Source organism: Streptococcus australis ATCC 700641 (assembly GCF_000186465.1).
Taxonomy (GTDB): domain Bacteria; phylum Bacillota; class Bacilli; order Lactobacillales; family Streptococcaceae; genus Streptococcus; species Streptococcus australis.
This window is the reverse complement of record NZ_GL636091.1, coordinates 1,603,286-1,625,851: the sequence shown is the minus strand read 5'-3', so window position 1 is coordinate 1,625,851 and position 22,566 is coordinate 1,603,286. Positions and strand designations below refer to the sequence as shown.

Here is a 22,566-nt window from a genome sequence, read left to right as displayed (position 1 = left end):
GGAGAACACTATGACCAAGAAGATTGTCGCCCTAGCTGGAGACGGGATTGGACCAGAGATCATGGAGGCTGGCCTGTCCGTGCTGAAAGCAGTGGCAGAAAAAACAAATTTTGACTATTCGGTCCAAGCTCATCCATTTGGGGGAGCAGGGATTGATGCGGAAGGTCATCCTCTACCAGCTTCTACTCTAGAAGCTACAAAGGAAGCTGATGCCATTCTCTTAGCAGCTATCGGAAGTCCTCAGTATGACCAAGCGCCGATTCGGCCGGAGCAAGGTTTGTTGGCTCTTCGTAAGGAGCTCAACCTTTATGCCAACATTCGTCCGGTCAAAATCTATGATGCCCTTAAGCACCTCTCTCCTTTGAAGGAGGAGCGCATTCAAGGTGTGGACTTCGTAGTGGTTCGAGAGCTCACTGGTGGGATCTACTTTGGAGAGCATATCTTAGAAGAAGATCAAGCACGGGATATCAACGACTACTCTGTTGAAGAAGTAGAGCGAATCGTGCGGAAGGCTTTTGAGATTGCACGGGGACGTCGCAAGAAAGTCACTAGCATTGATAAACAAAATGTCCTCGCAACCTCCAAGCTTTGGAGAAGAGTAGCTGATCGAGTGGCTCAAGACTTCCCGGATGTGACCTTGGAGCACCAGTTGGTAGACTCAGCAGCCATGCTCATGATTACCAATCCTTCTCGCTTTGATGTCATCGTGACGGAAAACCTCTTTGGTGATATCCTCTCAGACGAGTCGAGTGTCTTGTCTGGCACTCTTGGGGTTATGCCATCGGCTAGCCATTCAGAGTCAGGTCCGAGCATGTATGAGCCTATTCATGGATCGGCTCCAGATATTGCGGGTCAAGGCGTGGCGAATCCAGTCTCGATGATCCTCTCTGTTGCCATGATGATGCGAGAAAGTTTTGATCGAGAAGAAGATGCTAGCCGCATTGAAAAAGCAGTCGAAACGACTCTTGCTGCAGGAATCTTTACGAGAGACCTAGGAGGCAGTGCTTCGACAAAAGAAATGACAGAAGAGATTATAAAACGATTATGAGTGTAAAAGGAATGATTACTGGCTTGATCCTTCTATGGAATCTCTTCGTAGGGATTCTCTACGGAGTTGATAAGGAAAAGGCCAAAAGAAATGCCTGGCGGATACCAGAAAAGACCTTGCTCTTTTATGCTTTTGCAGTTGGAGGGCTTGGAGCCTGGATAGGAGGGCTACTCTTTCATCACAAGACACAGAAATGGTATTTTAAGGTCACCTGGCTCTTAGGAACCCTTCTCACACTTTACACACTCTACGCTTTATGGAGGTAAGGATGGCAGGAAAATCAATTTTTGATAAAATCTGGGAACGGCATGTAGTGACCGGTGAGGAAGGCCAGCCCCAACTCATGTATGTGGACCAACACTATATCCACGAGGTGACCAGTCCCCAGGCTTTTCAAGGGCTTAGAGACACTGGTAGACAGGTTCGGAGACCAGATTTAACCTTTGGAACCTTTGATCACAATGTCCCAACGGTTAACATTTATGATATCCGGGATGTGATTTCCAAGGCTCAAATTGATAAATTAGCTGAAAATGTCAAGGACTTTGGGATCGATCATGCAGGTCATGGTTCAGAAAAACAGGGAATTGTCCATATGGTTGGTCCTGAAACTGGCCGTACCCAGCCTGGAAAGTTCATTGTCTGTGGAGACAGCCATACGGCGACCCATGGAGCTTTCGGTGCCATTGCCTTTGGGATTGGGACCAGTGAGGTGGAGCATGTCTTTGCGACTCAGACCATCTGGCAGGTTAAACCGAAGAAACTCTTGGTCGAGTTTACTGGAAAGCCTCAGAAGGGGATTTATGCCAAGGACTATATTTTGGCCTTGATTGCTCGTTATGGCGTAGCCTGTGGGGTTGGCCATGTGGTCGAGTATAGAGGGGAAGCAATCGATAGCCTCACCATGGAAGAGCGGATGACCATCTGCAATATGTCCATTGAATTCGGCTCTAAGATGGGGATTATGAATCCAGATGAGACGACTTTTGACTATCTCCGTGGTCGTGAATGTATGCCAAAAGATTTTGAAGCTGCAGTAGCCGATTGGCAGTCCCTGGTCAGTGACAACGATGCGACATATGATAGAGTCATCACCATCGATGTATCCCAGTTAGCACCCATGGTGACCTGGGGGACCAACCCTTCTATGGGAGTCGACGTGGAAACAGCCTTCCCAGAAATTCGGGATATGAATGATGAACGGGCCTATGCCTACATGGATCTCCAACCAGGTCAAAAGGCTTCAGACATCGAGTTGGGCTATATCTTTATCGGATCTTGTACCAATGCCAGACTCAGCGATTTGCAGCTGGCTGCCCGTTTCGTAGAAGGGAAGAAAATTACCCCTAATTTAACCGCCATCGTAGTTCCAGGTTCCCGTCCTGTCAAACGAGCAGCGGAAAAAATGGGTTTGGATAAGATCTTTCTGGATGCTGGCTTTGAATGGCGTGATCCAGGATGCTCTATGTGTCTCGGGATGAATCCAGACAAGGTGCCGGATGGCGTCCACTGTGCCTCTACTAGCAACCGAAACTTTGAAGACCGCCAAGGATTTGGGGCTAAGACCCATCTCTGTAGCCCCGCAATGGCCGCTGCAGCAGCAATAGCCGGTCGCTTTGTCGATGTGCGCCAAATGCCAGAAGTTGAGTAAAAGGAGGAATCATGGAGAAATTTACCATTTATACGGGAACTACGGTTCCTTTGATGAACGATAATATCGATACCGACCAAATCCTCCCCAAGCAATTTTTAAAGCTGATTGATAAAAAAGGCTTTGGTAAATACCTCATGTACGCTTGGCGCTACTTGGATGATCAATACACCGAGGATCCAGAATTTATCTTTAACAAACCAGAATACAGCAAGGCAACCATCTTGATTACTGGCGACAATTTTGGGGCTGGTTCTTCTCGGGAGCACGCAGCCTGGGCTTTAGCTGATTATGGCTTTAAAGTCGTTATCGCCGGCTCTTTTGGAGATATCCATTACAATAATGAACTCAATAATGGGATGCTACCAATAGTCCAGCCTTTAGAGGTTCGTCAAAAGCTGGCAAGCTTGAAGCCGACAGATGAGGTAACGGTGGATTTGGAAGAGCAGAAGATCATCTCGCCTGTTGGAGAATTTAGCTTTGAGATCGATGGGGATTGGAAGAACAAATTACTCAACGGTCTAGATGATATTGGGATTACCCTCCAATACGAGGACTTGATTGCTGCTTATGAGAAGAATCGGCCCGCCTATTGGCAATAAAAATTGTATAGTTAATTAAGAATTTTCAGAAAATATATTGAAGCTTTTTGGGAATTTTGATAGAATAGAAAAAAAGAAATAGAAGAGGAACAAATTTATGACAAAACACATTCAATGGGACGGAACACTTTCACAAGAAGGATTTGACATTCTTAAAGGCGAGGGTGGTTGTATCGTCTGCCCTACCAAAGTCGGCTACATCATCATGACCAGCGACAAGGCTGGCTTGGAACGCAAGTTTGAAGCCAAAGAACGTAACCGCAACAAACCAGGTGTCGTTCTTTGCGGAAGTATGGATGAACTTCGTGCCCTTGCGCAATTGAATCCTGAAATCGAAGCCTTCTACCAAAAACATTGGGATGAAGATATCTTGCTTGGTTGTATCCTTCCTTGGCGTGAAGATGCCTATGCCAAATTACAAGCCTTCGGCGATGGACGTGAAGAACTCATGACAGATGTTCGTGGAACCAGCTGTTTTGTCATCAAATTCGGTAAAGCTGGTGAGCAAATCGCCAAAGAAATGTGGGAAAAAGAAGGCAAAATGGTTTATGCCTCTTCAGCTAACCCATCTGGTAAAGGAAATCGTGGGAAAGTCGAGGGAATCGGAGAGCGAATCGAAGGTGCCGTGGATTTGGTCATCGAAGCCGATGATTATGTAGCCTCTATCCAACCAGACAAGACTATTGAAACTCGCTATGAACAAGGAGTGATGGTTTCTATGGTTGATGCAGAAGGAAAACTCATCCCAGAACAAGGAGCAGGTAGCCGTTCTGTCAATACTTGCCCAGTCGTGATCCGTAAGGGATTGGATATCGACAAGATCATGATGCACTTATCTGATCATTTCAACTCTTGGAACTACCGCCAAGGGGAGTACTATTAAAAGATAGAAAAAAGGTCGTTACAGTTCGTAACGACCTTTTACTTGTCTATTTTATCGAATAGCTGATTTCCAACTTTAATAAGTCACGACATTAATCTCACCCTTGTCGTACTCAGCGATAAAGATGTCATCGACATTTTCAAATCCTTTTTTATTCAGTTCGGCCATAAGCCATTCTTCAGTTTTACCGATGGTCTCTAAGATTTCTACTTGGACTACACCATCTGTAATGATTGGGTATTTGGGATTTTCTTCTCCCATTCGAACGATTATGAGTTGGCCATTTTGTTCGATGACGGCTCTTTTGACTTCTTTCAATTGGAAGACCCCTTGAGAGCGCAACTTAAGAGCGACGTCAGAAGCAGAAAGGCCTTTTGAGCGACAAGCTTCTGGATCTAATTTTCCGTTTTTTATGATAATAGTTGGTTTTCCATCAATCAGATGTTTGATGAAGTAAACATTGGTATTAAGCCATTTGAGTGACAGAATCAAAATCGTCCAGATGATGAGGATGACGACATATTGAAGGATGGTAATCGAGCTATTGTAGATGACCCCGCCGATAATACCCCCGAGAACAAAGTTCTGTATTTGGTCTACTGCAGAACTTGGCGCTAAATTTCCTTTTCCTGTTACGTTAATAACAAAAACAAGAGAAAGAAGCCCCAGGCCAATTTAATTGCAATTGTAGCAAAAAAGCTTATCATTTTTCAACCTCCACCAGTTCTACATCTGTTTTATATAAGTCCATTTTTTCAAGTAAATAGCCATCTGGGTCTGTTCCGCTAATCGCACGATAGAATTGCTTGTCTACCTTGATAATAGCTCCGTCGGTCGTATCCGAAGTATTGACATAGACATCTTCTTTATCTACACCTAATTCTTTTGAAACAACTTCGATAAAGTGTAGGGAAGAGCGGAATTGATTGTCATTAGACTGATTGTTTTGAAAATTTGAAATGCCAATCAAAACAACGGCTACTAAGATTAAGACAGAAATAATAGACAATTCACGGAACTTACTTCCACGTTTATCCTTATATGCCTTAAATGCGAAAAAAGCCGTTACCAACACTAAGAGAATGGACATGATCACCATGACCCAATTTTGCTGGCTAATCTGACTCAATACATAATCATATGAATAGAATTTCATAAAAATCCTCCCGATTTTGAATTCAAGATATTATAAACTAAATCCTCCTTAACTGCAATGATTAAAAACAAAAGGAAGAAAAAACTTATAGAACTTTTTTAAAGAGAAGTGCTGACAAAGTGATCGCAAACAAAAAAACTAGAGCAAAAGCTCTAGTCTTTATGTTTTTGATGGGTGATGTTTTTTCCCCAGGAGATGATATTTTCATTCTTGTTGAGGATTCGTTTGATATTGTCCTTGTGGCGGATAATAATCAAGGTCGCTAAAGCGAGGACGACGATGGTAAAAATCAGATCGTAGCTCGGGAGAACCCAACCAGTCAGCGGGAGGATGAGGACTCCGATACTTGCCAAAATTGCGACTGTCACACTTGAAAAGGAAATCATGCTGGTCAAATAGAGGCTAACAAAGAAATAGATGGCTAAGAGGATGAGGAAAACGGGAGAGAAACCAATAAGAACCCCAGCACTGGTCGCGACTGCCTTGCCTCCTTTAAATCCTGCAAAAATGGGGAAGGTATGACCAAGGACTGCGAGAAGACCAAAGACCATTGGCGAAATCCCTGTAACCCCAAAAATAGTCGGCAATAAAACAGCCAAGGTTCCCTTGAGGAAATCAACAGCAAAGACGACCAGACCTGCCTTCGTACCTAGGATACGGAAGGTATTGGTGGTTCCTGTATTTCCAGAACCGTGTTCGCGGAGATTGATGTTAAAGAAGGCTTTTCCTATCCACAAACCAGAAGGGATAGAGCCTAATAGGTATGCTAATACGAGTAAAAGAATTGTTTTCATCATAGTTTCATTATATCAAAATTGCTTTGAATGAAAAAGAAAATTTCGTCCATAATTGTCACATCGGATAGTTGTTTTAAGCTAATCGCACTTAAATGGGCTACTTAAAGGGAGAGAAGAAAGAAAAATTTTGCAAAATTTCCTAAAAAGCTGTAATATAGAAAAGATGAACAAACAGGAGGTTCCTTGTGTCTAAAAAGGAAATCAACATTAATAATTATAATGACGATGCCATTCAGGTACTAGAAGGGTTGGATGCGGTCCGTAAACGTCCAGGGATGTATATTGGATCGACAGACGGGAATGGTCTCCACCATTTGGTCTGGGAAATTGTCGACAATGCCGTCGATGAAGCCTTATCTGGTTTTGGTTCTCAAATTGACGTTACAATTAACAAAGACGGTTCCCTATCTGTAGCGGACCAAGGTCGGGGGATGCCGACAGGGATGCATGCCATGGGTAAACCAACCGTTGAGGTCATCTTTACCGTCCTCCACGCAGGTGGGAAGTTTGGTCAAGGTGGGTATAAGACCTCTGGTGGTCTCCACGGAGTGGGATCTTCGGTCGTAAACGCCCTCTCTAGCTGGCTTGAGGTTGAGATTACCCGTGATGGAGCGGTCTATAAACAACGCTTTGAAAATGGTGGGAAACCAGTTACCACTCTTGAGAAGATAGGATCGGCACCTAAGTCTAAGACAGGGACCAAGGTTACCTTCATGCCGGATGCAACCATCTTCTCAACGACGGATTTCAAGTTTAATACTATTGCCGAACGGATCAAAGAATCAGCTTTCTTGCTCAAGGATGTGACGTTGACGCTGACTGATCTCCGTAAGGAAGAAGACAACCATGTGGCCTTCCATTACGAGAATGGGGTACAGGATTTCGTTGAGTACTTAAATGAAGATAAGGAAACCTTGACGCCGGTTCTCTACTTTAATGGAGAATCAGAAGGATTCCAAGTAGAAGTCGCTCTCCAGTACAATGATGGTTATTCTGACAATATCTTGTCCTTTGTCAATAATGTCCGCACCAAAGATGGGGGAACCCATGAGACAGGACTCAAGACTGCCATTACCAAGGCCATGAACGACTATGCAAGAAAAACAGGACTTCTCAAAGAAAAAGACAAGAACCTAGAAGGATCAGACTATCGTGAAGGTCTTTCAGCTGTTCTTTCGATCTTGGTTCCAGAAGCCCATTTGCAGTTTGAAGGGCAAACCAAGGACAAACTAGGAAGTCCACTGGCTCGTCCAGTTGTTGATGGCATTGTCGCTGACAAGTTGACCTTCTTCCTCATGGAAAATGGGGAATTAGCTTCCAATCTGATTCGCAAGGCCATCAAGGCCCGGGATGCGCGTGAAGCAGCTCGGAAGGCGCGTGATGAGAGTCGAAATGGCAAGAAGAACAAGAAGGACAAGGGGCTCTTGTCTGGTAAATTGACCCCGGCCCAGTCCAAGAATGCTGCTAAGAATGAACTCTATCTAGTCGAAGGAGACTCAGCTGGTGGATCGGCTAAGCAAGGTCGGGACCGCAAGTTCCAGGCCATCCTTCCACTTCGAGGGAAGGTTCTCAATACTGAAAAGGCCAACATGAGCGATATCCTCAAAAACGAGGAAATCAACACCATGATCTACACCATCGGTGCTGGAGTTGGGGCTGACTTTACGATCGAAGATGCCAACTATGACAAGATTATTATCATGACCGATGCGGATACGGATGGTGCCCACATTCAGACCTTGCTCCTAACTTTCTTCTATCGCTATATGCGTCCCTTGGTCGAAGCAGGACGTGTCTATATCGCCATGCCTCCTCTTTACAAGATGTCTAAAGGCAAAGGGAAAAAAGAAGAAGTGGCTTATGCCTGGACAGACAGTGAATTAGAAGACCTACGTCGAACTTTTGGCCGTGGAGCAACCCTTCAACGGTACAAAGGGTTGGGGGAAATGAATGCGGACCAACTTTGGGAAACCACCATGAACCCAGAGACCCGTACCTTGATCCGTGTCACCATTGATGACTTGGCGCGTGCAGAACGCCGTGTCTCAGTCCTAATGGGCGATAAGGCGGCCCCACGTCGTCAATGGATTGAAGATAACGTTAAGTTTACCCTGGAAGAGAGTGGAGTGTTTTAAGATGTTTATTATTAGAGTATTATTAGACATATTAAACAGATTCACAAAAAGATGTAATATTTTATATTTAGTCTATGATAATAATCAAAAGAAAAAGGTACAAGAAAGACTCGATGCATTGAAAGTTCTAGCAAATAAAGATTACATAATGAATAATGTTAGTTCTAAAACTAAACTTAGTGGCTATTTAATAAGAGCCATTGTTATGACAATTATAATGATATTTTTATTTATTATAATTATGTTCCTGGGTATATCTAACAATTTATTAATTGGAATCTTATTTATTTTTTTACTTTCTTTGTCACTGTCTTATGCATACAATACTATTTTATTACTTATATTATCTTTTAATAGATATTTACGTCGAATTTTATTTACTATTTTAATTTTTATAAATTCATTTATTTTGGGTGATATAATAATGGCAAGTATCTCAGATACAAATACTCCCAATAGAATATTAAACTTTTTCGATAATCTATTTAAGGAGTATTTATTAAAAACTTCTTGTGGTGATTTCGTATGCCTGTTTTGGTTAATTTTTACTTCAATTTCAGCCGGTTCTTGCATATCTCTTTATCTCGTTTTAAAGATACAAGATGTTTTTGAGATTGAAGCTATGGAGACTGAAAATCGCATGATACTTTTGATTCTTGCTATAGTAACATTTATAATCGGTATTGACATAGACAAAATTAGGCTAATTGGCATTCTTTGTTTAATATTAGTTGTTCAGACAGCTTTTTTTGAAGCTTATAATTCGTATATTCTTTCAAAAATGTATGAAAAAGCTCAAAATATTTTTCAAGAGCAATTGCTTTTAAAGAAACCAAGGTATAAAGAATTAAAGAAATGCTATTATTTTGGTGGAGAAAAGTATAAAGAAAAGTTATTAAGTACAGAAAAGTTTTTATTAATTATTGTAAAAAATGAACTAAAATCTTTAAAAGATTTAAAAAACTATGATGATTATAGACTTTATAAAGCAGTTAGGGCAAGAAATATAAAATTATGTAAGCAATACAGAAATAGCTCCAATAGTTTTATCTAGTTTTAATAAATTAATAAGATAAATAAATTCTTCATAAGAATATTATTTGACAAACTTTGATGTAATTCAATGTACTTTTTTTATTCTTGATGAGTTTTCTAGAATAAAGAGAGCTAGATAAAAATTGTGTATGTTAGTTTATCTATGATTTATCTATTTTTATGAAGTATTACTTAATTTATAGAGATAGTTTCAATTTTTTATACGAAGTAGGTGTTCCATGAAAACTGAAAATAAAATGATGGAACTGATTCTACAAATTGCTGAAACCCTGCAAGTGGAAGCAGTTGCCTTATCCGGATCGCGGACCAATTCAGAGTCTCCAAAAGATGAATTTCAGGACTACGATGTGGTCTATATTGTTGAGAATTTGAACGACTTGTTATCTGATTTATCTTGGCTAGACCAGTTTGGAATGCGTCTGATTGAACAGCACAATGTCCTTGGACACCGTCGTCTGTATCTCATGCTTTTTGAAGATGGCAATCGTATTGATTTGACCCTCTGTCCCAAGGAACACATCCAAGAGTGGGTGGATAGCGAGGCAGGTTTCAGAGTGCTAAAAGAAGAAAATGGTTTATTTGAAGCCTATCAGCCTAATGCCAAGCGCTATTGGACCGCTCCGCCCTCCGAAGAGGAATTTGCAGCATCCTGCAATGAATTTTGGTAGGTATCGACTTATGTCGTCAAAGGGATCCGAAGAAATCAGCTCATCTATGCGACCGATCACCTCTATGGCATTTGCCAGCAAGAATTGCTCAAGGTTCTAGCTTGGCAGGTGACAAGTGATAGGGGAGCAGTTGATATCGGAAAGAATTACAAGTACCTCTTTCACTATCTCCCAGCTGAGAAAGAGAAGGAATTCTCAGCACTGCTTGATTTATCCAGTTTCGATAAAATCACTCAGTCTTTATTTTCCACCATGAAGGGATTCGATCGAGAAGCTCAAATTCTGGCTCAAAAGATGGGGTTTACTTACGATAAGGAAGTGGCTGAGAAGATGATAGCTTATGCTAAAGAGAAACTTTCTAATCATTAATGAATCTATTTTAAACTAAAAAAAGATCCTTTGGTTACTTGGTGTAACTGAATACCTATATATATAAAAGACTACTCAACATTCTTTGAAAGGAGTTAAACGCGCCCAAAGTACTGTGTGAAAAAGATAAATGTTCTATTATCCTTAGCATTTTACGGGCGTTGTACCCTATATGAGTAATATCCAAAATATGTCCTTGGAGGACATCATGGGGGAGCGCTTTGGTCGCTACTCCAAATACATTATTCAAGAACGGGCTCTTCCTGATATTCGGGATGGCTTGAAACCTGTTCAACGGCGGATCCTTTATTCTATGAATAAGGATGGCAATACCCATGACAAGGGCTACCGCAAGTCGGCTAAGTCTGTCGGAAATATCATGGGGAATTTCCACCCTCACGGGGATAGTTCGATCTATGATGCCATGGTCCGCATGTCTCAAGACTGGAAGAATCGTGAGATTCTTGTTGAGATGCACGGTAACAATGGTTCCATGGACGGTGATCCACCGGCTGCCATGCGTTATACGGAAGCCCGTCTATCTGAAATTGCTGGTTATCTCCTTCAAGATATCGAAAAGAACACCGTACCATTTGCCTGGAACTTTGACGATACAGAAAAAGAGCCAACTGTTTTGCCTGCAGCCTTTCCTAACCTGTTGGTCAATGGAGCTACAGGTATTTCTGCTGGTTATGCGACAGATATTCCGCCCCATAACCTTGCTGAAGTCATCGATGCCGTGGTCTACATGATCGACCATCCTTCTGCTAAGGTAGACAAACTCATGGAGTTTCTACCTGGACCTGATTTTCCGACTGGTGCCATTATCCAAGGGCGCGATGAGATCAAGAAAGCTTATGAAACTGGTAAGGGACGGGTGGTTGTCCGCTCTAAGACAGAGATCGAGCAACTCAAAGGGGGCAAGCAGCAAATCGTCGTCACTGAGATTCCTTATGAGATCAACAAGGCCGTCTTGGTCAAGAAGATCGACGATGTTCGTGTCAATAACAAGGTGGCCGGTATTGCAGAAGTTCGGGATGAGTCTGACCGGGATGGTCTTCGCATTGCCATTGAGTTAAAGAAAGATGCCAATGCAGATCTAATCTTGAACTACTTGTTCAAGTACACAGATTTGCAGGTCAACTACAACTTCAATATGGTGGCAATTGACAACTATACCCCTCGTCAAGTGGGGATTGTACCGATTTTATCAAGCTACATTGCTCACCGTCGAGATATCATTGTCGCTCGCTCTCGCTTTGACAAGGAAAAGGCCGAACGACGCCTCCACATTGTAGAAGGTTTGATCCGCGTGATTTCCATCCTTGATGAAGTCATCGCTCTGATCCGTGCTTCTGATAACAAGGCAGATGCTAAGGAAAACCTTAAGATCAGCTATGATTTCACAGAAGAGCAAGCAGAAGCCATTGTCACCTTGCAATTGTACCGTTTGACCAATACAGATATCGTCACCTTGGAAGAAGAGCATGCTAACCTCAAGGAGCAAATCGCGACCTTGGCTGCTATCATAGGGGATGAACGGACTATGTTCAATCTCATGAAGAAGGAATTGCGTGAAGTTAAGAAGCTCTTTGGCAATCCGCGTCGTAGTGAGCTACAAGACACTGCTAAAACAATTGAGATTGATACAGCCAGCCTCATTGTCGAAGAAGAAACCTTCGTTAGCGTGACCCGTGCTGGTTATATCAAACGGACCTCTCCTCGTTCTTTCAATGCATCTACAGTGGAAGAAGTCGGTAAGCGGGACGACGATGAATTGATTTTCGTAGAGCCTGCTAAGACTACCCAGCATCTCTTACTCTTTACCAACTTGGGAAATGCCATTTATCGACCTGTTCATGAATTAGCAGATACCAAGTGGAAGGACATCGGTGAACACCTCAGTCAAACCTTGACCAATTTCGAGCAGGAAGAAGAAATTCTCTTTGCGGAGATTGTGGATCAATTTGAAGGAGTGACCTACTTCGCAGCTACCCAACAAGGCCAAATCAAGCGCTTTGAACGCAAGGAATTGAGCCCATGGCGGACCTATCGTTCTAAATCAACTAAGTACGCTAAACTGAAAGACCAAGAGGACCGTATCATAGCGGTTGCACCAGTTGTCCTCGAGGACATCATGATCATTACCAAAAATGGTTACGGCTTACGCTTCAATATTGAAGAAGTCCCAGTAGTTGGGGCCAAAGCAGCAGGTGTTAAAGCCATTAACCTCAAAGACGGGGATCAAGTGGCAGCCGTCTTTAAGTCGACGACGCCAAGCATGTACATTCTGACCCAGCGAGGCAGTCTGAAACGGATGTCCCAGGACGATATTCCAGTGACCAGCCGGGCTAAGCGGGGACTCCAAGTCCTTCGTGAATTAAAGTCTAAACCACACCGTGTCTTCAAGGCAGGTCCAGTCTTTACGGACCAAGGAGATTTTGATCTCTTTACGAGCCAGGAAGAAGTAGCAGAGCAGGATCAAATCCTTCAGATTACCTCCACAACAGGTCAGGTGACAGAAGTAGATGTTACCCAGCTCAGCTTGTCAGAACGAACTAGCAATGGTTCCTTTGTCAACGATCAAATCTCTGATCAAGAAGTCTATTCAGCTAGAATTAAGTAAGTAAAAGTCAGCTCATTTGTGGCTGGCTTTCTTGATTGATAAATTTTCAGAAAATTGCAAACTTCACTTGAAATTCTCATGAAATGGTGTAAAATAGAGTACATGAATAAAGTCATCTTCACAGGTGGCTCTTGCTATTTAGCAAGTCTTGAATGGAAGAAGGATAACAGACATGACAGTATCACTTGATTGGGAAAATCTTGGATTTTCTTATATGAAATTACCTTACCGCTACATCGCCTATTACCGCAATGGTGCTTGGGAAAAAGGAGAACTATCCGAAAATGCTACACTTCATATTTCGGAATCTTCTCCAAGTTTGCACTATGGACAGCAAGCTTTCGAGGGGCTGAAAGCCTACCGTACAAAAGATGGCAGTATTCAATTGTTCCGTCCAGATGAAAATGCCAAACGCCTGCAACGGACTGCTGATCGTCTTTTGATGCCTCAAGTTCCAACGGATATGTTTGTGGAAGCTTGTAAAGCAGTAGTGCGTGCCAATGAAGAATATGTCCCACCGTATGGAACAGGTGGAACACTCTATCTTCGTCCGCTTTTGATTGGAGTCGGAGATATCATAGGAGTGAAGCCAGCAGAAGAATACATCTTTACTATCTTTGCTATGCCAGTTGGAAACTACTTCAAGGGTGGCTTGGTTCCAACCAACTTCTTAATCCAAGACGAATATGACCGGGCAGCTCCTCATGGGACGGGTGCAGCGAAAGTCGGTGGAAACTATGCCGCTAGCCTCTTACCTGGTAAATTAGCTAAGTCTCGGAACTTCTCAGACGTGATTTACTTGGATCCAGCGACCCACACCAAGATTGAAGAAGTGGGATCTGCTAACTTCTTTGGAATCACAGCTGATAATGAGTTTGTGACTCCACTTAGCCCATCTATTCTGCCATCTATTACCAAGTATTCCTTGCTCTATCTTGCTGAGCATCGTCTTGGTTTGAAACCAATCGAAGGGGATGTCCCAATCGATCATCTAGACCGCTTTGTCGAAGCAGGGGCTTGTGGAACTGCCGCAGTTATTTCACCAATAGGTGGAGTTCAACACGGAGATGACTTCCATGTCTTCTACTCAGAAACAGAAGTAGGACCAATTACCCGCAAGCTTTATGATGAATTAACGGGCATCCAGTTTGGTGATATAGAAGCACCAGAAGGATGGATCTTCAAGGTAACTGAATAAATCAATCATAAGAGGGGGGGACTCCCTCTTTTTTCATAGGAATAAATACTAGCAAAACAAAATAATTTAATCATGAAACATTTTCGGCTTGCAAGCATGTGAAAATTTTTGTAAAATAAAGGGGTTGAAATGAGGTAGAAGAATGAGTAAAAAAGATAAAAAAATCGAAATTCAAATTGCAGATAGTAAAGTGGTTGTAGGTAAGGAAACCTTTGATGGCTATCAATTAACGATTGGGAAGAAGGCTATTGCTGAGATTGCTGATATGGGGGCTCAATTTGCCCTCGTTAAAAATGCATCTGTAGACAGTCTTTATAAATCCCTTGAAAAAGCAGTGGAAAGTGCCATCGAAAATTATAATTTGAACAAATAAGGGGTTGCATTTTAATAAAATCAATGGTATAATTGTGACTGTTGATTTGCTTGGAGAGATAGCGAAGAGGCTAAACGCGGCGGACTGTAAATCCGCTCCTTCGGGTTCGGGGGTTCGAATCCCTCTCTCTCCATTAGCGTTCATTGTGACGATGATAAAGTGACTAAGGTCAGCGCTCTTTTTGGGGTATAGCCAAGCGGTAAGGCAAGGGACTTTGACTCCCTCATGCGTTGGTTCGAATCCAGCTACCCCAGTTCTAGGTAATATCAGATAAGGTGGTAAAATATCTACTCAGGTATTTTATTTCTTTATATGAAGATGTCGTTGTAGATCATTTTGATTACGTTGCGAGTGCTTGCTTAGGAAAAATAATTATAAGTATGTCAAGTTTAGAAAACTTGATTGTTGGAGGATTTTTTAGATGAATGAATTTGAAGATTTGCTAAACAGTGTTAGCCAAGTTGAGCCAGGTGATGTTGTTACTGCTGAAGTTTTGACAGTTGACGCTACACAAGCTAACGTTGCAATCTCTGGAACTGGTGTCGAAGGTGTCTTGACTCTTCGCGAATTGACAAACGATCGTGATGCGGACATCAACGACTTGGTAAAACCAGGTGAAACACTTGAATTGCTTGTTCTTCGTCAAGTAGTTGGTAAAGATACTGATACAGTAACTTACCTTGTATCTAAAAAACGTTTGGAAGCTCGCAAAGCATGGGACAAATTGGTCGGACGTGAAGAAGAAGTTGTTACTGTTAAAGGAACTCGCGCTGTTAAGGGCGGACTTTCAGTAGAATTTGAAGGACTTCGTGGATTTATTCCAGCTTCAATGCTTGATACTCGTTTTGTACGTAACACTGAACGTTTCGTAGGTCAAGAATTTGATGCTAAAATCAAAGAAGTTGACGCTAAAGAAAACCGCTTCATCCTTTCTCGTCGTGAAGTTGTTGAAGCTGCATCAGCTGCAGCTCGCGCTGAAGTATTTGGTAAATTGAACGTTGGTGACGTTGTAACTGGTAAAGTTGCCCGTATTACTAGCTTCGGTGCTTTCATCGACCTTGGTGGTGTTGATGGATTGGTTCACTTGACTGAATTGTCACACGAACGCAACGTTTCACCTAAATCAGTCGTAACTGTTGGTGAAGAAATCGAAGTGAAAGTTCTTGACTTGAACGAAGAAGAAGGTCGCGTATCACTTTCATTGAAAGCTACAACACCTGGACCATGGGATGGCGTTGAACAAAAATTGGCTGCTGGTGATGTAATCGAAGGTACTGTTAAACGTTTGACTGACTTCGGTGCATTCGTTGAAGTATTGCCAGGTATCGATGGACTTGTACACATCTCACAAATTTCACACAAACGTGTTGAAAATCCAAAAGATGTGCTTAAAGTTGGACAAGAAGTAACTGTTAAAGTTCTTGAAGTAAATGCTGCTGATGAACGTGTATCACTTTCTATTAAAGCTCTTGAAGAACGTCCAGCTCAAGAAGAAGGCGAAAAACAAGAAAAACGTCAACAACGTCCACGTCGTCCAAAACAAGAAAAACGTGACTTTGAACTTCCAGAAACTCAAACTGGATTCTCAATGGCTGACTTGTTTGGCGATATTGAATTGTAATATTCAAAAAGCTTACCTCTCGGTAAGCTTTTTTTACTTGTAAAATTCTCGAGAATTTGATATACTATAACAGTTGCCACCCTTAGTGTAATGGATATCACGTAAGATTCCGGTTCTTGAGATGGGGGTTCGATTCCCTCAGGGTGGATGATTCATAACGAGGCTCCTCGGAGTCTTTTTTGCTCTTTCTTGGAGGAACATGCAATGTCAATAAAATTAATCTCCCATACCTTGATTGAGAAAGACGGGAAGTATATGCTTATCAAACGCTCGAAAATAAAGCGAGGTCTCCCTAATGTCTATCCATCTTATTGGGATATTCCAGGTGGAAGTGTAGAAGAGAATGAATTGCCCAACGAGGCTGCTCTACGTGAGTCTATGGAGGAGGTTAATCAAAAGCTTCGGATTAATAAGATTATCCACGAAGATAGTCAATTTGATGCTAGCAAAGATACTGTCTTTACACGCCTAGTTTATGCTGGCGAGATTTTGGAAGAGCGTGATTTTATATTAGATCCAGAAGAGCATACAGACTTTATCTGGATTTCTTCTTTGAAAGACATAGAGAGCAATCTCGTTGTGCCTTATTTGCTTGAAATCCTTGCTGACAAATCCAAATAAAGCAACTAAAAAACATCCCCTTTTAATAAGGAGATGTTTTTTTCTTAGTTTTTAGAAGCTGCTTGGAATTCTGGGTTCTTCCATGCTTCGTCGATAATCGCTTGCAATTCTTTTGCAGAAGCTTGCATTTTTTGTGTTTCAGCGTCGTTCAATGGAATGTTTACTGGACGAACGATACCGTGTGCACCAACGATCGCTGGTTGACCGATAAAGACGTTCTCAACTCCGTATTGACCTTCTTGGAAGACTGAAAGTGGAAGTACTGCATTTTCATCATCAAGGATAGCACGAGTAATACGAGCAAGGGCAACGGCGATACCGTAGTAAGTAGCACCTTTCTTGTTGATGATTGAGTAAGCAGCATCACGTACAGAGATGAAGAGATCTACAAGGTCAGCTTCGTTCAAGTCACGGTTTGCTTGCAACCACTGTTCCAATTTCACACCAGCAACGTTAGCATGTGACCAAACAGCGAACTCTGAGTCTCCGTGTTCACCCATGATGTAGGCGTGAACCGAACGTGCATCAACACCGATAGTTTCAGCAAGAGCTTGACGGAAACGAGCTGAGTCAAGAGAAGTACCAGAACCGATAACACGTTCTTTAGGGAAACCTGAGAATTTCCAAGTAGAGTATGTCAAGACGTCAACTGGGTTTGCAGCTACAAGGAAGATACCGTTAAATCCTGAAGCAACGACTTGCTCAACGATAGATTTGTTGATGGCAAGGTTTTTACCAACGAGGTCAAGACGAGTTTCGCCTGGTTTTTGAGGAGCGCCTGCTGTAATAACAACTAAGTCTGCATCCGCACAGTCTTCGTACTTAGCAGCATAGATCTTCTTAGGTGAAGTGAAGGCAAGGGCATGGCTAAGGTCTTCTGCATCACCAACCGCTTTTTCAAATAATTGAGGGATTTCGATGATACCAAGTTCTTGTGCGATTCCTTGAGTAACAAGTGCAAAAGCGTAAGATGAACCTACCGCACCATCACCAACAAGGATAACTTTTTTATGTTGTTTAGTTAAAGTCATTTTCTAAACGTCTCCTTCATTTTTTTTGGGCTTTCCCCATTCGGTTTTATTCTACCACTTTTGCATTTTTTTGTCACGATTTTACGCCTAATTTGGATGATGTAAACGTTTTTACTCTTGTGTTCCGAAGGAGAAAAAAAGCACTAAATGTGTTATAATAGTATGGTGAATTAATTAAAGAGAGGCATTGTTTTAATGCAGGATAATAACTTAGTTGATGTTAATTTAGCATCGGAAATGAAGACCAGTTTTATCGATTACGCTATGAGTGTTATCGTGTCTCGGGCTCTTCCTGACGTTCGAGATGGTTTAAAACCAGTTCATCGTCGAATCCTATATGGAATGAATGAACTTGGTGTTACGCCAGATAAACCGCATAAGAAATCTGCCCGTATTACTGGGGATGTTATGGGTAAATATCATCCGCATGGGGACTCCTCTATTTATGAGGCTATGGTTCGAATGGCTCAATGGTGGAGTTATCGTTACATGCTTGTAGATGGGCATGGGAACTTTGGTTCTATGGACGGTGATGGTGCTGCCGCGCAACGTTATACCGAAGCACGTATGAGCAAGATTGCTCTTGAAATGCTTCGCGATATCAATAAAAATACCGTTGATTTTGTTGCTAATTATGATGCCAATGAACGAGAACCTGTTGTTTTACCAGCTCGTTTCCCAAATCTTTTAGTCAATGGTGCCACAGGGATTGCCGTTGGTATGGCGACAAATATCCCGCCACACAACCTCGGTGAGTCTATTGATGCTGTCAAGTTAATGATGGACAATCCTGATGTGACAACGCGTGAGTTGATGGAAGTCCTTCCTGGACCAGACTTCCCTACTGGGGCCTTGGTCATGGGCAAATCAGGTATTCATAAGGCCTATGAAACAGGAAAGGGCTCAATTGTCTTACGTTCTCGCACGGAGATTGAAGAGACTAAAACAGGGCGCGAACGCATTGTCGTTACAGAATTCCCTTATATGGTCAATAAGACTAAAGTGCATGAACACATCGTTCGCTTGGTTCAAGAAAAACGAATTGATGGAATTACGGCAGTTCGAGATGAGTCCAACCGTGAAGGGGTTCGTTTCGTCATTGAAGTCCGTCGCGATGCATCAGCCAATGTTATCTTAAACAACCTCTTCAAGATGACCCAAATGCAGACCAACTTTGGTTTCAACATGTTGGCTATCCAAAACGGTGTCCCTAAGATTCTCTCTCTTCGTGAGATCCTAGGATCTTATATTGAGCACCAAAAAGAAGTAGTGACTCGTCGGACGATTTTTGATAAAGAGAAGGCGGAAGCTCGTGCCCATATCTTGGAAGGTCTCTTAATCGCTCTTGATCACATCGATGAAGTGATTAAAATCATCCGTAATAGCCAGACAGATGCAGAAGCTCAAGCTGAATTGATGAGTAAGTTTAAGCTTTCTGAGCGCCAAAGTCAAGCTATCTTGGATATGCGTCTTCGTCGTTTGACTGGTTTGGAACGTGATAAGATTCAAAGCGAATACGATGACCTCATTGCTTTGATTGCTGATCTCGCTGACATTTTAGCCAAGCCAGAGCGTGTGGTCGCGATCATCAAGGAAGAGCTGGATGAAGTAAAACGCAAGTTTGGAGATCCACGTCGCACGGAGTTGATGGTGGGAGAAGTTCTTTCACTGGAAGACGAAGACTTGATTGAAGAGACCAATGTATTGATTACACTGTCTAATAAAGGCTACATCAAACGCTTGGATCAGGATGAATTTACTGCTCAAAAACGTGGGGGACGTGGTGTTCAAGGTACAGGGGTCAAGGATGATGACTTTGTCCGTGAATTGGTTTCTACCAGTACCCATGATCGTTTGCTCTTCTTTACCAATAAGGGTCGGGTATATCGTCTCAAAGGCTATGAAATCCCTGAATACGGCCGTACAGCTAAGGGACTTCCGATTGTCAACTTGCTGAAGCTAGACGATGGAGAATCCATTCAGACAATTATAAACGTCGCTCAGGATCGTAGTGAAGACGCCTATCTCTTCTTTACAACCCGTTCAGGTTTGGTGAAACGGACTAGTGTAGCTGAGTTTGCCAATATTCGTCAAAATGGGTTGAAAGCTCTTAACCTCAAAGATGAGGATGAACTGATCAACGTCTTCCTCACTGATGGGAATACGGACGTTATCATTGGGACTAAATTTGGGTATTCTGTCCGCTTCAAAGAGTCTGTTGTACGGAATATGGGGCGTTCAGCAACTGGTGTCCGAGGTGTCAACCTTCGTCCAGGAGACCAAGTGGTCGGTGCAAGTGTCATTACAGATCAAGATGAAGTATTGATCATCACTGAAAAGGGATACGGTAAACGCACGCGTGCAGATGAGTATCCAACAAAAGGACGTGGTGGTAAAGGGATTAAAACTGCTAATGTAGCTGATAAAAATGGTCCTCTAGCTGGACTCATGACTGTCAAAGGAGATGAGGATTTGATGATTATCACCAATACAGGCGTCATGATTCGTACCAGCGTTGCCAATATTTCTCAAACTGGACGTTCGACCATGGGTGTAAAAGTCATGCGTCTGGATCAAGATGCCCAGATCGTAACCTTTACAACGGTTCAAGCTGACGAAAAAGATGAGTCAGAGACTGAAACTGAAAGTGAAGGGTAGGATAAGAAATGGCTTCAAGAAGAAAAAAGAAGAAAACAAGCTTACGCAATCGCTTGATTAATATCTTTGCTACCTTGCTGATCCTTTTGTCTATTGCTCTGATCTTTAATGCTCCGATTCGGAACATGATCATGGTTTGGCATACCAATCAGTACCAGGTTAGCAAGGTATCGAAAAAGACCATCGATAAGAATAAAGATGCCAAGACTAGCTTTGATTTTAAAGAAGTTAAATCGCTTTCTACAGAATCTGTTATCAATGCCCAGTGGCAGGCACAGAAGTTGCCTGTTATTGGGGGGATTGCCATTCCAGAATTGAAAATGAACCTTCCGATTTTTAAAGGCTTAGATAATGTGGGACTCTATTATGGGGCAGGTACTATGAAAGAGGACCAAGTTATGGGGCAAAGGAATTACTCCCTGGCTAGTCACCATGTCTTTGGTTTGACCGGGGCAAATGAAATGCTCTTTTCTCCATTAGAACATGCCAAAGCTGGAATGAAAATCTATATCACTGATAAGGAAAAAGTCTATACCTATGTCATCAATTCTGTTGAAACAGTGACGCCAGATCGAGTCGATGTCATAGCAGATAGAGAAGGGGTAAATGAAATTACCCTGGTGACCTGTGAGGATGCTGCAGCAACTTATCGTACGATTGTAAAAGGTACTTTGGAAACTTCAGTAGATTACTCAAAAGCACCAAAAGATATACTAGAAGCTTTCACTGAATCTTATAATCAAATGCAATTATAATCAACTTAAAAAGAGGTCCTTGACCTCTTTTTTTGTTAATTTTCTGCCAACTTGTAAGAGGATAGTCATAAAATGTTACCTGACTGACATATTTTTGCATGCTTTCTATTTTATAATAGAAGAGTGATAGAAAGAAGCTTGGAGGAACCGAATGCACACAGAAGATATCTATACTTTGTTAAGAAACTTCTATGGCTTACTGGTCAATGATTTTCCAAAAACGGGGCTCATTACCAAGGGGATCTACGAAGTTGAACAGGTCTTTGAAACCATTAAAAACCTTCCTGATAATCAAGAGCACTTAATTCGATACGAAATTCGTCAATTCCTAGCGACTTTGGAACAAGTGCAAGAAGGCTATAGAATTAACTTTTCAAACGAAGAAAATCGAATCCTTGAAAACCTAAGAGAAGTAGTTTGTCCTATATAAATTTATACAGAATCATCCATTTTCCTCCTCAATTGCGAATTATTAATTGAGGAGGTTTTTATGTATCATATTGTATTTCAAGAATCTGGTCTTTTACCTAGAGAACGTTTGCTAACAGAAGGCCCTGATAAACTCAGTCATCAAGAATTGCTATCCATCTTATTACGGACGGGGAACAAAAATAAAACAGTCTACGAGATTGCTCAGGACTTGTTGGGCTCACTAAAGAGTTTAAAGGAACTGGCTAGTATGAGCCTTCAGGAGTTACAGGAAGTTCCAGGAATTGGGAAAGTAAAGGCCATTGAGCTATTAGCTGCTATTGAACTTGGGAAACGAATCCAGACCTCCCAAGTGATTGAAACGGAACAAATCATGAGTAGTCAGAAGCTAGCAAAAATGATGCAACAAAAAATAGGCCATGAGAAACAGGAGCATTTACTGGCCTTGTATCTGAATACCCAAAATCAAATTATTCATCAGCAAGTGATTTTTATCGGTACAGTCAATCGTAGCATTGCAGAACCTCGAGAGATCTTGCACTATGCCATCAAGCATATGGCGACGTCCTTAATCTTAGTTCACAACCATCCATCCGGAATCATTCATCCGAGCAAGAATGATGATGGCGTTACTCAACAAATGATTGAAGCCTGCAATTGTCTAGGAATTGTTTTTCTTGACCATCTGATTGTCTCAACTGATGATTATTACAGCTACCGGGAGGAGACAGATTTATTGGTATAGAAAAGAGGCTGGGACAAAAGTCCTAGCCTCTCAATTGTCTTTGGATTATCGAGCAAGACGCAGTGGTTGAGTGGGCTCTAATATGCTGATTTCATCAGCTTTTACAGCCCTACTCAACTGTGCGGAGGTGGGACGACGAAATCG

At 42.1% G+C, this 22,566-nt stretch carries 20 protein-coding genes, 3 tRNA genes and 1 pseudogene; 20 read left to right on the top strand and 4 right to left on the bottom strand.

Annotation, left to right across the window (positions count from 1 at the left end; all coding sequences use genetic code 11):
* The first annotated feature begins 10 nt into the window (after positions 1-10).
* The 5 genes from leuB to HMPREF9421_RS07575 all read left to right on the top strand — a co-directional run bounded on the left by leuB (position 11) and on the right by HMPREF9421_RS07575 (position 4,184).
* Positions 11-1,048, top strand: a complete 1,038-nt coding sequence (gene leuB, locus HMPREF9421_RS07595) for a 3-isopropylmalate dehydrogenase (RefSeq protein ID WP_006596434.1) — start codon at positions 11-13, stop codon at positions 1,046-1,048.
* Positions 1,045-1,314 carry a DUF1294 domain-containing protein gene (locus tag HMPREF9421_RS07590; RefSeq protein ID WP_006596433.1) on the top strand — a complete coding sequence of 90 codons (270 nt, stop codon included), beginning with the start codon at positions 1,045-1,047 and terminating at the stop codon, positions 1,312-1,314. Before leuB ends, HMPREF9421_RS07590 begins: the two co-directional genes overlap by 4 nt.
* Positions 1,315-1,316: 2 nt before the next feature.
* Positions 1,317-2,699, top strand: coding sequence for a 3-isopropylmalate dehydratase large subunit (leuC, locus tag HMPREF9421_RS07585; protein ID WP_006597258.1), 1,383 nt, complete (start codon positions 1,317-1,319; stop codon positions 2,697-2,699).
* An 11-nt stretch (positions 2,700-2,710) separates the two neighbouring features.
* Entirely contained in the window at positions 2,711-3,301 is a 591-nt protein-coding gene (gene leuD / locus HMPREF9421_RS07580) for a 3-isopropylmalate dehydratase small subunit (RefSeq protein WP_006596431.1), read from the top strand.
* Positions 3,302-3,398: 97 nt separating this feature from the next.
* On the top strand, positions 3,399-4,184 hold the full coding sequence (locus HMPREF9421_RS07575; protein WP_006596430.1) for an L-threonylcarbamoyladenylate synthase: 786 nt from the start codon (positions 3,399-3,401) through the stop codon (positions 4,182-4,184).
* A gap of 75 nt (positions 4,185-4,259) precedes the next feature.
* On the opposite strand, the gene HMPREF9421_RS07570 is transcribed toward HMPREF9421_RS07575, so the two are convergent.
* The 3 genes from HMPREF9421_RS07570 to plsY form a co-directional block, all read right to left on the bottom strand.
* Entirely contained in the window at positions 4,260-4,859 is a 600-nt protein-coding gene (locus HMPREF9421_RS07570) for a YetF domain-containing protein (protein WP_081453587.1), read from the bottom strand.
* Positions 4,860-4,887: 28 nt separating this feature from the next.
* Positions 4,888-5,340, bottom strand: a complete 453-nt coding sequence (locus tag HMPREF9421_RS07565) for a DUF3290 family protein (RefSeq protein ID WP_006596428.1) — start codon at positions 5,338-5,340, stop codon at positions 4,888-4,890.
* A gap of 152 nt (positions 5,341-5,492) precedes the next feature.
* Entirely contained in the window at positions 5,493-6,134 is a 642-nt protein-coding gene (gene plsY, locus HMPREF9421_RS07560) for a glycerol-3-phosphate 1-O-acyltransferase PlsY (protein WP_006597226.1), read from the bottom strand.
* A 188-nt stretch (positions 6,135-6,322) separates the two neighbouring features.
* Here plsY and parE point away from each other — a divergent pair, with 188 nt between their 5' ends.
* The 11 genes and pseudogenes from parE (at position 6,323) to HMPREF9421_RS07500 (ending at position 16,804) form a co-directional block, all read left to right on the top strand.
* Entirely contained in the window at positions 6,323-8,272 is a 1,950-nt protein-coding gene (parE, locus tag HMPREF9421_RS07555) for a DNA topoisomerase IV subunit B (RefSeq protein WP_006596426.1), read from the top strand.
* Between the two features lies 1 nt (position 8,273).
* Entirely contained in the window at positions 8,274-9,326 is a 1,053-nt protein-coding gene (locus HMPREF9421_RS07550; protein ID WP_006596425.1) for a hypothetical protein, read from the top strand.
* 220 nt (positions 9,327-9,546) lie between these two features.
* A pseudogene (locus tag HMPREF9421_RS10815) lies at positions 9,547-10,365 on the top strand (aminoglycoside 6-adenylyltransferase).
* A 172-nt stretch (positions 10,366-10,537) separates the two neighbouring features.
* On the top strand, positions 10,538-12,991 hold the full coding sequence (parC, locus tag HMPREF9421_RS07535) for a DNA topoisomerase IV subunit A (RefSeq protein WP_006596422.1): 2,454 nt from the start codon (positions 10,538-10,540) through the stop codon (positions 12,989-12,991).
* Positions 12,992-13,163: 172 nt separating this feature from the next.
* Positions 13,164-14,189 (top strand): branched-chain amino acid aminotransferase, encoded by a 1,026-nt coding sequence (locus HMPREF9421_RS07530; protein WP_006596421.1) that lies wholly within the window; start codon positions 13,164-13,166, stop codon positions 14,187-14,189.
* 142 nt (positions 14,190-14,331) lie between these two features.
* Positions 14,332-14,562 carry a DUF2969 domain-containing protein gene (locus HMPREF9421_RS07525; RefSeq protein ID WP_006596420.1) on the top strand — a complete coding sequence of 77 codons (231 nt, stop codon included), beginning with the start codon at positions 14,332-14,334 and terminating at the stop codon, positions 14,560-14,562.
* Between the two features lie 52 nt (positions 14,563-14,614).
* Positions 14,615-14,695: transfer RNA gene (locus HMPREF9421_RS07520), tRNA-Tyr, on the top strand.
* A 49-nt stretch (positions 14,696-14,744) separates the two neighbouring features.
* Positions 14,745-14,816: transfer RNA gene (locus HMPREF9421_RS07515), tRNA-Gln, on the top strand.
* Positions 14,817-14,983: 167 nt separating this feature from the next.
* On the top strand, positions 14,984-16,183 hold the full coding sequence (gene rpsA, locus HMPREF9421_RS07510) for a 30S ribosomal protein S1 (protein ID WP_006596419.1): 1,200 nt from the start codon (positions 14,984-14,986) through the stop codon (positions 16,181-16,183).
* 76 nt (positions 16,184-16,259) lie between these two features.
* Positions 16,260-16,331: transfer RNA gene (locus HMPREF9421_RS07505), tRNA-Arg, on the top strand.
* 56 nt (positions 16,332-16,387) lie between these two features.
* Positions 16,388-16,804 (top strand): NUDIX hydrolase, encoded by a 417-nt coding sequence (locus tag HMPREF9421_RS07500; protein ID WP_006596418.1) that lies wholly within the window; start codon positions 16,388-16,390, stop codon positions 16,802-16,804.
* 44 nt (positions 16,805-16,848) lie between these two features.
* Here HMPREF9421_RS07500 and HMPREF9421_RS07495 read toward each other — a convergent pair whose 3' ends face one another.
* A complete protein-coding gene (locus tag HMPREF9421_RS07495; protein WP_006596417.1) occupies positions 16,849-17,835 on the bottom strand; it encodes an L-lactate dehydrogenase in 987 nt (328 codons plus the stop codon).
* A 195-nt stretch (positions 17,836-18,030) separates the two neighbouring features.
* Here HMPREF9421_RS07495 and gyrA point away from each other — a divergent pair, with 195 nt between their 5' ends.
* From gyrA to radC, 4 genes are all read left to right on the top strand, one after another.
* Positions 18,031-20,493 carry a DNA gyrase subunit A gene (gene gyrA, locus HMPREF9421_RS07490; RefSeq protein WP_006596416.1) on the top strand — a complete coding sequence of 821 codons (2,463 nt, stop codon included), beginning with the start codon at positions 18,031-18,033 and terminating at the stop codon, positions 20,491-20,493.
* Between the two features lie 8 nt (positions 20,494-20,501).
* Complete coding sequence (locus HMPREF9421_RS07485; RefSeq protein WP_006596415.1) at positions 20,502-21,248, top strand: class A sortase; 747 nt, start codon at positions 20,502-20,504, stop codon at positions 21,246-21,248.
* A 151-nt stretch (positions 21,249-21,399) separates the two neighbouring features.
* On the top strand, positions 21,400-21,678 hold the full coding sequence (locus tag HMPREF9421_RS07480) for a hypothetical protein (RefSeq protein WP_006596413.1): 279 nt from the start codon (positions 21,400-21,402) through the stop codon (positions 21,676-21,678).
* Between the two features lie 60 nt (positions 21,679-21,738).
* The gene (gene radC, locus HMPREF9421_RS07475) at positions 21,739-22,422 is read left to right on the top strand and encodes a RadC family protein (protein ID WP_006596412.1); all 684 of its coding nucleotides are present in this window, start codon (positions 21,739-21,741) and stop codon (positions 22,420-22,422) included.
* The last annotated feature ends 144 nt before the right edge of the window (positions 22,423-22,566 follow it).

Bases quoted from the DNA above. Each gene is read 5' to 3' on its own strand.
- rpsA (WP_006596419.1), top strand. From the start codon at position 14,984: ATGAATGAATTTGAAGATTTGCTAAACAGTGTTAGCCAAGTTGAGCCA.
- gyrA (WP_006596416.1), top strand. From the start codon at position 18,031: ATGCAGGATAATAACTTAGTTGATGTTAATTTAGCATCGGAAATGAAG.
- HMPREF9421_RS07575 (WP_006596430.1), top strand. From the start codon at position 3,399: ATGACAAAACACATTCAATGGGACGGAACACTTTCACAAGAAGGATTT.
- parC (WP_006596422.1), top strand. From the start codon at position 10,538: ATGAGTAATATCCAAAATATGTCCTTGGAGGACATCATGGGGGAGCGC.
- HMPREF9421_RS07480 (WP_006596413.1), top strand. From the start codon at position 21,400: ATGCACACAGAAGATATCTATACTTTGTTAAGAAACTTCTATGGCTTA.
- HMPREF9421_RS07530 (WP_006596421.1), top strand. From the start codon at position 13,164: ATGACAGTATCACTTGATTGGGAAAATCTTGGATTTTCTTATATGAAA.
- HMPREF9421_RS07500 (WP_006596418.1), top strand. From the start codon at position 16,388: ATGTCAATAAAATTAATCTCCCATACCTTGATTGAGAAAGACGGGAAG.
- leuD (WP_006596431.1), top strand. From the start codon at position 2,711: ATGGAGAAATTTACCATTTATACGGGAACTACGGTTCCTTTGATGAAC.
- HMPREF9421_RS07485 (WP_006596415.1), top strand. From the start codon at position 20,502: ATGGCTTCAAGAAGAAAAAAGAAGAAAACAAGCTTACGCAATCGCTTG.
- leuC (WP_006597258.1), top strand. From the start codon at position 1,317: ATGGCAGGAAAATCAATTTTTGATAAAATCTGGGAACGGCATGTAGTG.
- radC (WP_006596412.1), top strand. From the start codon at position 21,739: ATGTATCATATTGTATTTCAAGAATCTGGTCTTTTACCTAGAGAACGT.
- plsY (WP_006597226.1), bottom strand. From the start codon at position 6,134: ATGAAAACAATTCTTTTACTCGTATTAGCATACCTATTAGGCTCTATC.
- leuB (WP_006596434.1), top strand. From the start codon at position 11: ATGACCAAGAAGATTGTCGCCCTAGCTGGAGACGGGATTGGACCAGAG.
- HMPREF9421_RS07590 (WP_006596433.1), top strand. From the start codon at position 1,045: ATGAGTGTAAAAGGAATGATTACTGGCTTGATCCTTCTATGGAATCTC.
- HMPREF9421_RS07525 (WP_006596420.1), top strand. From the start codon at position 14,332: ATGAGTAAAAAAGATAAAAAAATCGAAATTCAAATTGCAGATAGTAAA.
- HMPREF9421_RS07565 (WP_006596428.1), bottom strand. From the start codon at position 5,340: ATGAAATTCTATTCATATGATTATGTATTGAGTCAGATTAGCCAGCAA.
- HMPREF9421_RS07550 (WP_006596425.1), top strand. From the start codon at position 8,274: ATGTTTATTATTAGAGTATTATTAGACATATTAAACAGATTCACAAAA.
- HMPREF9421_RS07495 (WP_006596417.1), bottom strand. From the start codon at position 17,835: ATGACTTTAACTAAACAACATAAAAAAGTTATCCTTGTTGGTGATGGT.